The 14,346-nt window shown below is 41.7% G+C and carries 12 protein-coding genes and 1 other RNA gene; all 13 read right to left on the reverse strand.

All coding sequences use genetic code 11. From position 1 onward, the window contains the following. Positions 1-22 precede the first annotated feature (22 nt). On the reverse strand, positions 23-1,891 hold the full coding sequence (gene priA, locus HQK88_15720) for a primosomal protein N' (protein ID MBF0618250.1): 1,869 nt from the start codon (positions 1,889-1,891) through the stop codon (positions 23-25). A gap of 36 nt (positions 1,892-1,927) precedes the next feature. Beyond that, a complete protein-coding gene (locus HQK88_15725; GenBank protein ID MBF0618251.1) occupies positions 1,928-3,583 on the reverse strand; it encodes a glycosyltransferase in 1,656 nt (551 codons plus the stop codon). A 60-nt stretch (positions 3,584-3,643) separates the two neighbouring features. After that, positions 3,644-4,570 carry a glycosyltransferase gene (locus tag HQK88_15730; protein ID MBF0618252.1) on the reverse strand — a complete coding sequence of 309 codons (927 nt, stop codon included), beginning with the start codon at positions 4,568-4,570 and terminating at the stop codon, positions 3,644-3,646. 138 nt (positions 4,571-4,708) lie between these two features. Further along, positions 4,709-7,729, reverse strand: coding sequence for a tetratricopeptide repeat protein (locus HQK88_15735; GenBank protein ID MBF0618253.1), 3,021 nt, complete (start codon positions 7,727-7,729; stop codon positions 4,709-4,711). Between the two features lie 249 nt (positions 7,730-7,978). Next, positions 7,979-8,545, reverse strand: coding sequence for an RNA 2',3'-cyclic phosphodiesterase (thpR, locus tag HQK88_15740; protein MBF0618254.1), 567 nt, complete (start codon positions 8,543-8,545; stop codon positions 7,979-7,981). After that, positions 8,542-9,000 (reverse strand): phosphatidylglycerophosphatase A, encoded by a 459-nt coding sequence (locus tag HQK88_15745; GenBank protein MBF0618255.1) that lies wholly within the window; start codon positions 8,998-9,000, stop codon positions 8,542-8,544. Before HQK88_15745 ends, thpR begins: the two co-directional genes overlap by 4 nt. Next, entirely contained in the window at positions 8,993-9,409 is a 417-nt protein-coding gene (locus tag HQK88_15750) for an OsmC family protein (protein MBF0618256.1), read from the reverse strand. Before HQK88_15750 ends, HQK88_15745 begins: the two co-directional genes overlap by 8 nt. Before the next feature lie 36 nt (positions 9,410-9,445). Further along, on the reverse strand, positions 9,446-10,225 hold the full coding sequence (locus HQK88_15755) for a TIGR00282 family metallophosphoesterase (protein ID MBF0618257.1): 780 nt from the start codon (positions 10,223-10,225) through the stop codon (positions 9,446-9,448). Between the two features lie 12 nt (positions 10,226-10,237). Beyond that, complete coding sequence (gene rny / locus HQK88_15760) at positions 10,238-11,800, reverse strand: ribonuclease Y (protein MBF0618258.1); 1,563 nt, start codon at positions 11,798-11,800, stop codon at positions 10,238-10,240. 434 nt (positions 11,801-12,234) lie between these two features. Continuing rightward, positions 12,235-12,419: non-coding RNA, 6S RNA (ssrS, locus tag HQK88_15765), on the reverse strand. 89 nt (positions 12,420-12,508) lie between these two features. Next, positions 12,509-13,165, reverse strand: coding sequence for a YeeE/YedE family protein (locus HQK88_15770; protein MBF0618259.1), 657 nt, complete (start codon positions 13,163-13,165; stop codon positions 12,509-12,511). A gap of 6 nt (positions 13,166-13,171) precedes the next feature. Beyond that, the gene (locus HQK88_15775; GenBank protein MBF0618260.1) at positions 13,172-13,708 is read right to left on the reverse strand and encodes a YeeE/YedE family protein; all 537 of its coding nucleotides are present in this window, start codon (positions 13,706-13,708) and stop codon (positions 13,172-13,174) included. Positions 13,709-14,064: 356 nt separating this feature from the next. Continuing rightward, positions 14,065-14,346 (reverse strand): glutamine synthetase (gene glnA, locus HQK88_15780; protein ID MBF0618261.1); only part of this gene is annotated, 282 nt, incomplete at its 5' end.

Below are 14,346 nucleotides of genomic sequence, written 5' to 3' on the forward strand. Positions count from 1 at the left end.
CTTTTTTGTCAACATTCTGTTTTCAAGAAGTAACGGGGTCAACGTCAATATCAACGCTGATATGTTTGTTAAGTATGATTTTGCTTAGTACTCTGCTTACAGCGCCGCTGTCTTTAGCTTTAATCAGAGCCTCAACGCTGTGTTTATAGCCCTCTTTGACAGTATCTTTATTAACAGGGCCCAGCACCTCTGCCTCATCGGACAGAAACAGTGCGGCTGGAGGCATAACGTCATTAAAGTGGACGTCTATCTTCACCAACTTGCCATAGGGAGGGTAATGAAGCTGCTTTCTTTTATTTATTTCAGAATTTATGAAACTCTCATAGTCGTTGCGCCTCAGGAATCGGTAAATGTCCTTATCTGCTATAGAGGTTTGAATAATTAAGCGTCCTTTGGGTGAAATCATTTCTGTCAGAACGGAAACATCCTGATACAGGCGTTCAGAGGCCATGTAGTCAGGAAAACTAAAATACACGTCAGGATTTGCAACCACTATGAGGTCAAAGTGCTCTCTGAAAAACAATCGCCTGAGTAATATTTTTGTGCCGACAACTATAGGTACCTTTTTTGCGGCTATTAATAGTTTTTCCAGTTCTTTTGGGGTTTTTGCACAATCTGAGTCCACCCTAAGCGGCTGCACCTCAGTGTTTTTTGTGATGAACTCCTCTATTTTCTGTGTACCTGACCCAACCTGTCTTAAATCCACTCCCTTACACCTTGGACAAACGTCTTTGATTTTGCCCTCATGCTTACACCTGTGGCAGAGCATGGTTTTTTTGTCATGTAAACCCAGCGGCGTCTTACACCTCGGACACTCATCTATGAGTCCGCACTCGGCACACACCACGATGGAATGTCCACGCCTGTTAATAAAAATCAGGATTTTGTGTTGTTTTTTAAGAACAGTTTTTATTGTTGAAACAACTCTGTCTGAAAGTGTCTGGCGGGTTTGCACTACGGATACCGCCGGAGGGTTAGTATCGCTTTTAATCTCAAGGTATTTGTATTTCCCTGTACCGGCATTATGATAAGAGGTACCGGATGGGGTCTTAGACATAAGAATAACCGGGATGTTTTCCATGTACGCTCGCATTATTGCCACATCCCTTGCATTATACCGGGGGGTTGAAATCTGCTTATAATACGCGCTCTGTTCCTCAAGAACAATAATCAGAGATGGTTTTCTTATCGGACAGAGGGCTGCAGTCATTGTGCCGATAACTTTTGAGGCAGTTCCATCTATCAGTTGCTGATAAGTGTCACGTTTTTGCGCAGTGGTAAGATCGCTGTTAATACAGACAGTGCCTGTAGTATCAGTGTTGTTTACCATATCGAAAAGGATTTCAGAATCAGTTTTCCCAGGACTTAAGATAATGGCAGAGGGTACCTCCTCCAGTAGTCTGGCAGCATATGAAAGTTCGTACAAAAAATCTGGTATTTTTATTAATATACAGCAATAGCACTTTTGCTTAACCATATCAACTGCCGCCGATAACTCACTGTCTTTTATATTTATCGGTCTGTAGAGGGGATTTGTTCTTTTAGGCTTGCTTTTGCGTTTAGTTACCGATTTATTGAATAACACATCCGGTAGCACAGCAGAGAGGACAAGTCCTGTGCTGGAAAAATAATAACTACTGACCCATTCGATAAGTTTTAAGTGAGAGGGGGTAAGTATGGGGCTTTCGCTTTCAAGGCTGATTATGGATTTAAGGGTTTTTTCGTTTTCGTTTTTATAGAAAGAGTTGCCGAGAATTATACCTGTTTTGGTTTTATTGCGAATGGGTGCTGTAACAAGCATTCCGGGCACTGCCTTTTCACTTAATTCATCCGGACACAGATACGTTAGCGGTTGAAGATTAAGCGCAAATATTACATCTATTAACCTCATCTCTGTGCTTCATCCTCTGAGTCGGCGTACCTGCCGTTAATAAGCTTTTGTGTGTTGCTGTTTTGAATTGAGACGTATAACCTTAAACCCAAGCTTTACCGGCACCTTGTAATCAGCTATCTTATGGTTTCCTATATGCAGAACTTCCTCAGGTAAGATTTTTTCTGAAAACAGTACATGTTTAAACAGATTGCCGGAAATCTTACTTAACGCCTTTTCAGAAGATACGTACAAACACTTAAAAACTCCTGTTAATGATTTTAACCCCAGAATCTCCCACAATATATCTTTATCAAGACATGTGTCAGATACTGCTATTATTTTTTTATCCTTAGACCGTATCCATTTAAATAATGGCAATATGTCGTCTTTCACTATAATTGCCTCGTTTTCAGCCATTATTTCAATATTTATTATTTTGTTAACCAGCCTTTCATCAAGCCTGCCAAGAATTTGCCTTGACATATCCTGCACTATACCTCTGTAGGAACACTCGTAATCTGCCCCTGAACCTAAAGAGGATTGGCGGTGGTTTAACTCTATATTATCTCTGATATTGGTGATTTCAGCTGCTGCTACATCTATTCCGCAGGTGTTCCTTAAGTGTTTTGAAATCCGCTCTGAAACAGTGGCTTTAATAATTTCCCGCTGCTCTGTGTATCTGTCAAAAACGGTATCATAGAGATCAAAGGAAACAACGTCAACGTCAGCAATGAATGACTCCATACCGGCTTTCAGAGATTGTATATCTTTTACGGTCATGCACTTTTTCTCTTTAAGGTAGCGCAGAGTGAGAAACTTGCCGAGCTTGTGGCTAAAGGAATTCCTTATTATGTAACGCTCATCAAGCAGCCGTGCAGCATAATCTTCATATCCAACGCGCTGTGCCTTAATGCCGTAGGTGATTTCCTTAAGATGATCTAAAAATGGTGATATCTCCTCCCCCAAAACATGTCTGATTGTCTCTGTTACAAGCTCATACGCTTCAACATGAGCGCTTAAAGTGTCTGAAAGAATTGTGTTTTTCCCGTGCATCCTATAAAAAAGCAGCTCATTGTCAACGAGAAAACGAAATTTATTCTCATCTCTTTTCAGTGCTCTTATTGCAAACTCATAATCAAGAACATACCTAAGATTAGTGAGTTTACCTATTTCGTCAAAAAGAGTAAGCCTTATAAAGAAATTAGATGTGCTTATGGTGTAGTTGCCAACTAAGATGGCTCTAAGTGAAGATTTATTGTTCCGGTAGGTGTTTTTTAGTTTTTCGTACCACTTGACCCATGAATGAGCGGGGTCTGATATTACGTTTGAATCAGCATCAATCAGAGTGACGGCAGTTACCACAAAATCAAGTCCTTCAGCCTTTGCCGTGTGAAGTAAAACCTCAAGACGGTTGCTATAGAAGACGTCGTCGGAGTTGATGATAGCCACATAATCGCCTCTGGAAAGTGAAATCCCCTTGTTTATAGCATCATGTGAGCCGCCGTTTTCCTGATAATAGTATCGTATGCGAGGATCTTTGTATCGTTTAATAACGTCCTCAGTGGAGTCTGTTGAGCCGTCATTTACTATTACCAGCTCAAAATCGTTAAAGGTCTGTAACAGTACACTTTCTATCGCATCCGCTACATACTTCTCATGGTTATAAGCCGGCATAACCACACTTATTTCAGGCCTGTTTGTCTCTGTCATAAGCCGGACTAAAAAGTCATCGCCTAAGAGTCTAAAATATACCCGGTTGGTCTGTCAAGGTCAGGAGAGTTTAAGGACACGTAGAATAGTCTTGGCCACTTTAAAAAGCTTTGTGCCTGGTTTAATATATATCTTTACTATCTTTTTTATTGTAAGATTTGTTTCATAAGTACCGCTCCCTGCTTTAATACCGAAGGTCATTTCCCTGAGATGGTCTAAAAATGGTGATAGCCCCTCACCAAAGACGTGTTTCATAGTCTCTGATACCAATTCATAATCCTCATTGTATGCGCCCTCGGTATCCGAAAGAATTGTGTTTTTTCCGTGCATCCTGTAAAAGAGGTGTTCACTGTCAACAAGAAAACGAAATTTATTCTCGTCACGTTTCAATGCCCTTATGGCGAATTCATAATCAAGAACGTACCGGAGATTACGGAGTTTGCCTATTTCGTCAAAAAGGGTGCGTTTTACAAAAAAATTGGAGGTACTGATTGTGTAGTTGCCTAATAAAATGGCTTTAAGCTGGGAGTTATAGTGTCTGTAGGTGTTCTTTACCTTTTCGTACCCCATAATCCACGGATGACTGGGGTCTGTTATTATGTTTGAATCGGCATCTATAAGAGTGGCCGCAGTGACTACAAAATCAAGGCCTTCGGTTTTTGCCGTGTGAAGCAAAACCTCAAGGCGATCACAGTAGAAGGCATCGTCTGAGTTGATGATGGCCACGTAGTCACCCCTTGCAAGAGAAATCCCTTTGTTTATAGCGTCGTGAGAGCCGCCGTTTTTCTGGTAATAGTAGCGTATGCGAGGGTCGTTGTATTGTTTAATAACATCCGCCGTACCGTCTGTAGAGCCGTCATTTACTATTATCAGTTCAAAATTCTTAAACGTCTGCAAGAGCACACTGTCTATCGCATCAGCTACGTAGTTTTCATGGTTATAGGCCGGCATGACCACACTTATTTCAGGTCTGTTTGTGTCTTTCATTTAAGAAGTTACCCTCAACGATACTAAGGTATAATGAACAGATTTGTCAAGATAACTTGGCTCTTAGTGGCCGATATTTTGCAATCAAAAATTTTTTATCTGCGTTCATCTGCGGATTAAGTTTTTTTAAGTGTTCCTTTACCCTTTTAACTTGGATTTTGCAAATTCGAGATTTCTCAGAGTAGTTTGAACATCTGGATGGCTTTTATCAAAAAACATCAAGTATATTTTCAAAGCCTTATCTAAATACCCGATAGCTTTATCATATTCCCCAAGGTTCTTCCATGCACCACCCAGATTGTTATAACTTATTGCAATAGCAGGATGGTTCTCACCATTATATATGTTCAAGTAAATACCTAAAGCCTTCTCGTAATATTCTATAGCTTCATCATATTTCCCGAGGCTGTCCCATGCAGCACCCAGATTGTTATAATCTCTTGCAACGGTAGGATGGTTTTCACCATAAACCTTCAAATCAATACTTAAAGCCTTCTCAAAATACTCTAAAGCTTTCTTAAATTCCTTAAGGCCGCTCCATGCAGCACCCAGATTGTTATAACTTCCAGCAACATATAGATTGTTTTCACCATAGACGTTTAAGAAAATATTTAAAGACTTCTCGTAATACTCAATAGCGTTCTTATATTTCCCAAGTTTTTTCCATGTAACTCCTAGGTTGCTGTAACCTGCAGCAACATATGGATTGTTTTCACCATAGACCTTCAACAATATTCTTAAAGCCTTCTCATAATACCCGGTAGCTTTCTCATATTCACCGAGGTCATCTAAAATAAGTCCATAATTATTTAGCAAAGCAGTCACATAGTCTTCTTTTGCCTCTATCGCTCTTTCGATAACAGCTTCGTCTATTTTATCTGCTATTTCCTTTTGCATGGAGAGTCTTTCTCTAAAGAGTAGCAAATCTATCATGTACTTTCCTAATAAAACAGCATACTTACAAGCGGCGAAAATATTATCTGTTTTTGTGGCATGGTATAACGCCTCCTCCAAATACTTTGGGTCAGGTTTTATCTTGTTTTTCCGGCTTTTTTCAACTTCGCCGTCATACCAGCCATACGCAGTATTGTGCATTTGAAGATTTTCGAGGTCATCAAGCTTATTCCACATCATGTCTCGTATCACAGGGGTTACCCAATAATAAGATTTCTTTTGAGCATCCTGTTCTTTTTCCATAAATGTGAGGGTTACACCTTTTTCTAAAAGATCTTTATCACCAAAATTGGCAAAAGCATCTTCACCAACCGGTGTTCTAAAGACGGCAGATTTGTTTATAAAAGTCTTAAACTCCTCCCCCTCTGTTTCGGTTATTAAATCTAAAAGATAGTCTCTTACAAAATCCTCGTTTCTGCCTTGTAACTTTTTCTTAAGCTCTGCGACGTCATATTTACTTTCGTCCTTTGCGATTATATCCAGCCACTCAAGAAGCCGGGGATTACCGTGTCCATATTCAATATATAAGTTTGAGTTCTCACTTTTAGCAATGCTTTTTAGTGTATTGGTTTTTTTCTTTAAATCCGCTCCAGTGAGAGACTTAAGCGATAAATCGAATAGCTTTTCGTCCAGGCACTTTCCTTCAAATTCAAGTTTGAAGTCATACCGGCTTGTGATTATTATGTTCGTAATATGCTCCGCCCAATCTATTGAGTAAAGCAGCGGCCTTATAGCGTCAAGGGCATCAGCTGTTATATGAAATTCGTCATTAGCCGAGCGCTCCAGCACCTGTTCAAAATCGTCAAACAAAAATATCACGGGAATTTGGTTAAATACATTGGGCATTAACTCTTTAATTTGCTCGTCATAACCAATATCAGATTTTAGAATCTCTATTCCAATTTTATTTCTTTTTTTCTCTACTAAATCCCTGATTTTTGTAAGTATATCAACTTTACTAAATTCACCATGAAGCACAATTAATTCCCTGTCATGAAACCGCTCTATAAGTTTACCGGAAAGGGTGCTTTTACCAACCCCTGCCACTCCCCGGATAAGCAGCCCAAACTTATCGTGTACTTTTCCCTTTAAAATATTGATTCCATGTTGAACGTATCGCCTTCTCCCAACAAATCCGGTCTCAAGCGCCTTAACCTGCGAATCCCCCAAATACTTATAAACCAACTTTCGACGTGGTAAATATTTTAACTTCTGTCCGGCTTCTACTATTGATGCCAACGAGCTTTCATCTGTAAATGCTTTAAGGTTGTGCCACGAGTTATATACATCTCCATAGAATTGTCTGGTCTTTATAATGCTATAGTCTATACCCTTACCCTCTGCTATGGTTTTGTAGAGCTCGGCTGCCATACATGTTGCGCTATTGTCACCAACCGACAGCCCCCAACTAAGCGTTATCGGAATTCCGTCCTGTACCATCTTATACGCAAAAGACTGGCCGGAGCTGTCTCCCTTGCCTGTCCAACATCCTGACAGAAAAAGTAACCTTGGTATAAATCCCTCCATCTTTCTAAATAATCTATCATGTGTCACACTATCAAGATTGCCTGTTTCATCTTCCATACAAAACACAGGTTTATTTCCCTCCAACTTGGCATGTCCGCTTATATGGACTATGTCGCTGCCGGCAATTTCATACAGAGTATCGTACAAGCCGTCTATTGAGCCGGAATCCTCAACTGTCATATCAACTGGGATATGTCCCATTTTTTCATAAATTAGTTCCTCTTCATTTTCATAATTCAGCGTAGTCTCTCCTATTGGTGATGAGGCCATAAAAAGGAGTTTTAGAGGGGCGTTGTTTGGTTCTCGTTTTTTGTCTTTCCCATGCAGCATTGCCAGTCTAAAAATATTGATTCTGTGGGTAAGGAGCAGAAACCCACCGTTATTAATTAACTCAAATGGTAAATCATTAAGCTCATCTGGGAGTTTCAAGTATATATTAAGAATTTCGTCATTGTAGGACGCCTCTGTAATTTTTGAGGTTAACGCCCCACCGGTACCGTTAAGCATGTTAAAGAGCGCCGTCCCCAGTCTTGCGCTTTCGTTTTCGTCATCTGCCCAGTGATTTAATTTTAATAACTCAAGGACTGATTGAATGCTTGTTTCGTTAACACTATGAGACGGATAGCCATTAAACAGAATATCCCTGTTGTTTTTTGACGATACCGATTTTATTTCCACAGTAATACGCACCTCTTACTGTAGCATAAAAGTCTAATTTATACCAAGTAGCTTGTAAAAAGGTAGATTAATAGTGATGAAAAGGACTGGATCCCGCATCAAGTGCGGGATGACAAAGAAGGCTTGGATCCCTTTCCTGTCATTCCTCTTTTTCTTGTCATTCCTGCGAAGGCAGGAATCCAGTTTTTTGTTTATATCTTTGAACGTTACTCGGTATTAGAGTCAAGGGCGCGAAATCTGCTAAAAGTTTTAGTCTTGTTTTTGTAGCTTAAATGATTTTAGTTCGGAGTACTTAGGGCCTGCCGGAAACAACTCGCTTTTCATTAAATACACAGTGTCAACTGTCATATCTCCAAAAACAGCGTCCTTAAGTTTTTGTGTCTGCCGGGAAAAATCACTTAACCCATCTGTTGTCTTTACTCTGCCAATTGTAAGATGTGGTGAGAAATCCCGTTCCTCACGCTTAAAACCAGCCTCTGAAAGACTATCCTCTATTGTGCCTTGAAGCTTTACCAAACCATCCGCATTAGTTATTCCAACCCATATAACCTTAGGCCTGCGTTCGTTAGGGAATGCTCCAATGCCATTTAGGGTTATGTCAAAAGCTTTACTCTCAGGCAGAGTATTATTAAGTGTATCAACAACCTTGGCGGTTTCGCTTTCAGATATGTCAGCAAGGAATTTTAAAGTCAAATGGAGGTTTTCTGCTCTTACCCATTTTACGGCTGAAAGGGTTAGCCCTGATACGAAGGCTACTATTTTCTCTCTCAGTGCCTCATCAATATTTACTGCTATAAATGCCCGTACTGATTTCAAAATTTCATACTCGTTGCTATTTGAAATGCCACGTTAACGTAAAGCCCTGCTGCCACATCATCCATCATAACGCCAAGGCCGCCGCTTAATGACTTTTCAACATAATTAACCGGCGGAGGTTTTAAAATATCAAAAACCCTAAACAGAAAAAATGCAATCACATAAACTGTCATCGAACCATCCACATAAAGTATGGATACAAAATACCCAACCACCTCATCTATTATAATATGCCCTGAGTCTTTTTTACCGAGTGTTTTTTCAGCCGAGTGTGCGGCTATGGTTCCTACAACAAGCAGCACCAACGTTATAATTAACAACGCACGGTTACCGGGCCTAAAGAAGATTACAAACAGAAAAGCGACAAAAGTCCCAGCCGTTCCCGGCGCTATCGGAACAAACCCTACTTTCCACAGAGTTGCAATGTGCTGAAGTGCTGTCTGAAGTTTATTCATTAATAACTTTATAAGTATATTCTATTGGTACGCCACCCTCCAGAGTTGCCTTCACGGAACAGTACTTGGTCATGGAGAGCTCCACAGCCCTTTGTACCGCCTCTTCAGATATATCTTTACCTTTAAAAACATATTCTACGACAATTTTGTCGAATTTTTTGGGATGAGTATCAACCTTATTGCCGTTTACGTTTATTTCAAAACTTGTGATATGCTGCTTTTTTTTCTTCATAATAGAAATAACATCCATAGCTGAACAGCCGCCAATAGCTATCAGCAAAAGCTCTGACGGTCTGAGACCAACATTATCGCCTCCATGCTCACGTTCACCATCCACCACTATGGCATGGCCACTTGAAGCCTCTCCCACAAATTTCATTCCACTGACATACGTTAGTTTAGCTTCCATGTTTCCTCCTATCTAATATTGGAATGTCACCCGGTATTACTCGTTTACTAATAGTCTCTTAATAGCAACAGCCTTGCCGGTTTTGTTGTCTATATCAATAACTACTCCACAGAAAAAGCAGCTGCCCTTTGCCACCTCATACTTTTGCGGTATCTGGTTAAGGAACTTCTCCACTATTTGCTCCACACGCACCCCTATCACAGACACCACAGGCCCAACCATCCCCACATCCGTTATGTAGGCCGTACCCTGAGGGAGAACCTTCTCATCCGATGTCTGAACATGCGTATGGGTTCCTACAAGAGCACTGATCTTGCCGTCAAGGTAGTAGCCAAGTGCCTGCTTTTCCGAGGTAGCCTCGGCGTGCATATCAACGATTATTATATTGGTTATTTTTTTGAGTTTCTCTATCTCAGGCATAACAGATCTGAAAGGACAGTCAGAAGGATTCATAAAGACCCGTCCAACCAGATTTATGACCCCCGCTTTAAGGCCGTTTTTAAGATCATACACGATACTTCCAAAGCCTGGCACACCTGGCGGGAAATTAAGCGGGCGTAGTATCCTGTCCTCATTGGCAAGGTAAGGCACAGTCTCCTTCTTGTCCCAGACGTGATTACCGGTGGTTATTACCTGAACACCCATAGAAAACAGCTCATTTGCCGTTTTTTCAGTTATCCCAAACCCGCCGGCAGCATTCTCTCCGTTTGCTATAACGAAATCAATGCGCAGACTATCCACCATCCCCGGCAGAATACTCTTAAGAAGCAGCCTGCCCGGACGCCCTATCACATCCCCTATAAATAGTACTTTCACTGTGACTGGCTTCTATCGCGCATACTCTACAAAACGTGACTCTCTTATCACAGTTATCTTAATTTGCCCCGGATATGTCATCTCTGATTCAACCTTTTTAGCGATTTCTCTCGAAATCAGATATGACATATCATCGGAGGTCTCCTCAGGTTTGACTATTATACGTATCTCACGTCCTGCCTGTATGGCGTAGCACTTATCCACACCGGTGTAGGACATGGCAATTTCCTCAAGTTTTTCAAGGCGCTTAATGTAGTTTTCAATGCTTTCACGGCGCACACCGGGGCGCGCTGCCGAAAGCGCATCTGCCGCCGTAACAAGTGCCGACTCAACACAGATTGGGTCACCATCGCCGTGGTGGACAAGCATTGCGTTAATCACCCGCTCATCCTCGCCGTACTTTTTAGCGATAGCGGCTCCTATCTCGTGGTGCGGCCCCTCTATTTCCTGATCCACCGCTTTTCCTATGTCATGAAGCAGACCGGATCTTTTAGCAAGCTTTACGTCTGCCTTAAGCTCTCCTGCCATCATACCGGCAAAGTACGCCACCTCACGGGAGTGCTGAAGCACATTCTGTCCATACGATGTTCTATACTTAAGCCGCCCAAGAAGCTTTATAAACTCAGGATGAACCCCTGTAAGGCCCAGATCAAAGACGGCCTTTTCACCCTCCTCTCTCATAGCGTTATTTACCTCTTTTCTGACCTTTTCGACAATCTCCTCAATACGAGCCGGATGAATTCTGCCATCCGTTATCAGCCGCTCAAGGGAAATCCTTGCTATCTCACGCCGTACCGGATCAAAACCAGACAGAGTGACAGCCTCCGGCGTATCGTCAACTATGAAATCCACCCCTGTGGCAGCTTCAAGTGCCCGGATGTTTCTGCCTTCTCTGCCGATTATCCGCCCCTTCATTTCCTCATTGGGCAGTGTCACGGCAGTTACCGTAGCGTCACTGACATAATCGGAGGCATACCTTTGAATTGCAAGCCCTATGATGTTGCGGGAGTGCTTTTCCACCTCTTCTTTGGTCTCGTTGTCTATTTGCTTTATGAGTCTGGCCTGCTCATAGCGCACATCCTCTTCAACCTTTTTAAGCAGTTGGAACTTAGCCTCCTCTGTGGTTACTCCGGAGATTTTTTCAAGCCTTTCAGTCTCTAACTGAATCAGTTTGTCATAGTGCTTTTCCTTATCTGCAATTGTCTGCTCTTTTTTAGAAAAGTCCTTTTCGCGCCTCATAAAATCACCCTCGCGCTTTTCAAACTGGTCGAGTTTTTTATCGAGGCTCTCCTCTTTGTGTCTAAGGCGTTTTTCCATTTGGTTAAGTTCAAACTTCTTTTCTTTTATTTCACGTTCGCCCTCAGACTTTGTCTGATACTTAATGTCTTTGGCCTCTATGTGAGCCTCTTTTTTAATCCTTTCAGCGTCTCTTTCAGCCTCTGTGACTATTTCCTCTTTTCTTTTGTCAAGTTCCATGGATTTCTTGTTAAGAGCTCTCTTAAACAAAAATGCAAGCAACCCTCCCACGAGAGCCCCTGCCGCTATGGCTATTAATATGTAAACTATGTTGATCATTTGTCCTTACGCCTCCTGTCTGCTAATCTTTTTTCAAGCCCATTTTCTCGTGCCCGTGTGGTGGTAAATTTACTAAATAAGTACATCTTAAAGCCTTTTTTATTGGTGTGGTTTCTGTGAGGTTGCCGGAGAAGAGATATCCACTTAACAGCTGAGTCTGTCTCAGTGTTTCAAATTCGCAATGTCTTTCAAATAGTTCCAAAACCCCTTGTCCTCCATTTAAAGTAAAAGGAGGCCATGTACACAACCGGAACTAAGAACTCTCTGAGGACTTTTTTATCTCATAAAAACTAATCGTTTTTCTTCTGTATAACAAAATTAGTTTGCTTACAAAATAATAAAATAAAAACATGCCGCTATCACCAATGGCATTTATATTCATTTTCCTCATTTTCAGTCCGGTCATTCCTGTCAGGCCTGCCATGCTAAGTATGTTAAAACCCGCCCTTGCGGTGAGAGAGGAAAAATTAGATCCCATGTTCATAGGTGGGTGCTCTATGGAAAGGGTATAGCTTCCGGTTTCCCGGCACGCACTCACCATGACCAGAATCAAGCTCCCATAAAAATCTAATTGTCGGTCTAACTTCTCCATCTGCTAACACCTGCAGGGCAGGCACGCTCCTGCTCACGATACCGCCCTCAGCTCTATTATATAATAATGCAACATAAAAAGAGCAATTAATTTAATTACAGCAATTTTCATACAAACTATTTCCTTTTTAACTTACCTGACACCTTGCCCACAATCATAAAAGACGCCCGCAAAAACTCATCATACATACTGATTCCCACAAGAAACGCCGTGCACATGAAAGCAAATCCCAGCACGAAAAACCAGTGGTTAAACACAAGAAAAATATCAGGGAAAGTCACATTACCAAGGTTTATGTAGCTAATTATATGGTATAGTTTAGAGCCGTCAAAAACCTCAGCATAAACTATTGAGCCAAACACAATGCCAACCATAGCAGCAAGTGCATCAAGATGTCCCTCACCGAGTGCCCCTGCAGCAATGGCCGGACAGTAGCCAGCTATGGCAAGTCCTGCGCCAAATATTACCCCTCCAAACAACTGAGCAAACACCACTGTTGCCGGAACGTGCAGCTGTATGATTCCCAGGTCCTTAAACAGAAACACTACAATCATGCCTATCATAAGAAGAGGGGTGCCGATTCTCCAAAAGGTAAAATCCTGTAATCTGAACATTCCTGAGACAACATCATACTTGCACAGCCTGCCTTTTTGCAAGATGATACCAAGCAGAGAGCCAAGTATAAACCCTCCGTAGAGACTCGTAGGGCCCGATAAAGATCCAATGGTTGATGGGTCAAAAGTATCTTTAAGCCGTAACAGAATTTGATCCATGGCGAGTTATCCCCTCCTGAAAGTAAATGTTCTAAGCCTGTAGAACAGGGCTGTGGCACCAAGGCCTCCCATCCAAAGGGACATCATAAAGATAAACCCTGCCGGAGCAAGCTGAATAACGCCTGCTATCAACATGCCAAGTGTGCAGCCCATAGCAAGCCTTGAGCCAAAACCTACCAGCACGCCGCCTATAAAAGCCCAAAACCACCGATTTGAAACCGAACTTTTCATCGTAGTTTTCCACATATCGGGGACCAGTGTAAACTTAAACTGGCCGGACATAAGCGAGGACACAAAACTGCCAAACACAATGCCCGCTATTAATGTTATCGTCCACTCGAGGTAGGGTTCGTATAATTGCCAATAGGCGACTTTTTGAGCGTGTGCCGGAAAAAAAACATACTCAATTATAGAACCGATAGTGGTGTAACCTCTGGAGGAGCCCAATGGCCGGTCTGACATGTAAAACGAAAGGACCTCCAAAAGACCAAACAGAATTCCCGTTCCTATCGGCATCCATTCCTTTCTTCTTAGAAAAAACATATCTTTAATCTCCTGCACTTTTTACTTTATCACAGCCTCTGCGGGGTTAACCCTGCAAAGGCACCCGCTTAATTATAAATTAAATCAAGCTAATTAGTCGCTACTTAAATTTTTTTAAATTGCTTATTTTGTCTAATCAAAAAATTAACGCAAATTTGCCGGAAAGACTAAGAAACTGGGGGTAACGGTCATGTTGATGATGTTTAGGGGAAAATACTATATATTCATGCAGATTTTGCACCCCTTGAGGCTGCCTTCATTATATCTGATAACCCCCATGTTACCAGTAAAGCAGTTTTCCTGCAGCCTCAAGGAGTCAATTGTGGATTACATTTGTTCTACACTAAATTATTATCTTAAATATCATAGTAGAGGAAAAACTCATATGGATGAGGCCTCAGTCTCATGGCATCCACCTCGTTAGCTCTCTTATACGATATCCACGTCTTAAGGGAATCCTCAGTAAATACATCTCCCTTTAACAGAAAGTCGTGGCTGGCTTCAAGATTATTCAAAGCCACATCAAGACTCCCCGGCATCTGGGGCACTGATGCCAACTCCTCCGGCTCAAGATCATACAAGTCCTTATCAAGTGCTGCACCCGGGTCTATCTTGTTTTGGATTCCATCAATGCCAGC

Source organism: Nitrospirota bacterium (assembly GCA_015233895.1).
GTDB lineage: Bacteria > Nitrospirota > Thermodesulfovibrionia > Thermodesulfovibrionales > Magnetobacteriaceae > Magnetomonas.

Coding starts and splice junctions, on each gene's coding strand:
- priA (MBF0618250.1), bottom strand. CDS start 1,891: ATGAGGTTAATAGATGTAATATTTGCGCTTAATCTTCAACCGCTAACG.
- HQK88_15725 (MBF0618251.1), bottom strand. CDS start 3,583: ATGACAGAGACAAACAGGCCTGAAATAAGTGTGGTTATGCCGGCTTAT.
- HQK88_15730 (MBF0618252.1), bottom strand. CDS start 4,570: ATGAAAGACACAAACAGACCTGAAATAAGTGTGGTCATGCCGGCCTAT.
- HQK88_15745 (MBF0618255.1), bottom strand. CDS start 9,000: ATGAATAAACTTCAGACAGCACTTCAGCACATTGCAACTCTGTGGAAA.
- HQK88_15750 (MBF0618256.1), bottom strand. CDS start 9,409: ATGGAAGCTAAACTAACGTATGTCAGTGGAATGAAATTTGTGGGAGAG.
- rny (MBF0618258.1), bottom strand. CDS start 11,800: ATGATCAACATAGTTTACATATTAATAGCCATAGCGGCAGGGGCTCTC.
- HQK88_15770 (MBF0618259.1), bottom strand. CDS start 13,165: ATGGATCAAATTCTGTTACGGCTTAAAGATACTTTTGACCCATCAACC.
- HQK88_15775 (MBF0618260.1), bottom strand. CDS start 13,708: ATGTTTTTTCTAAGAAGAAAGGAATGGATGCCGATAGGAACGGGAATT.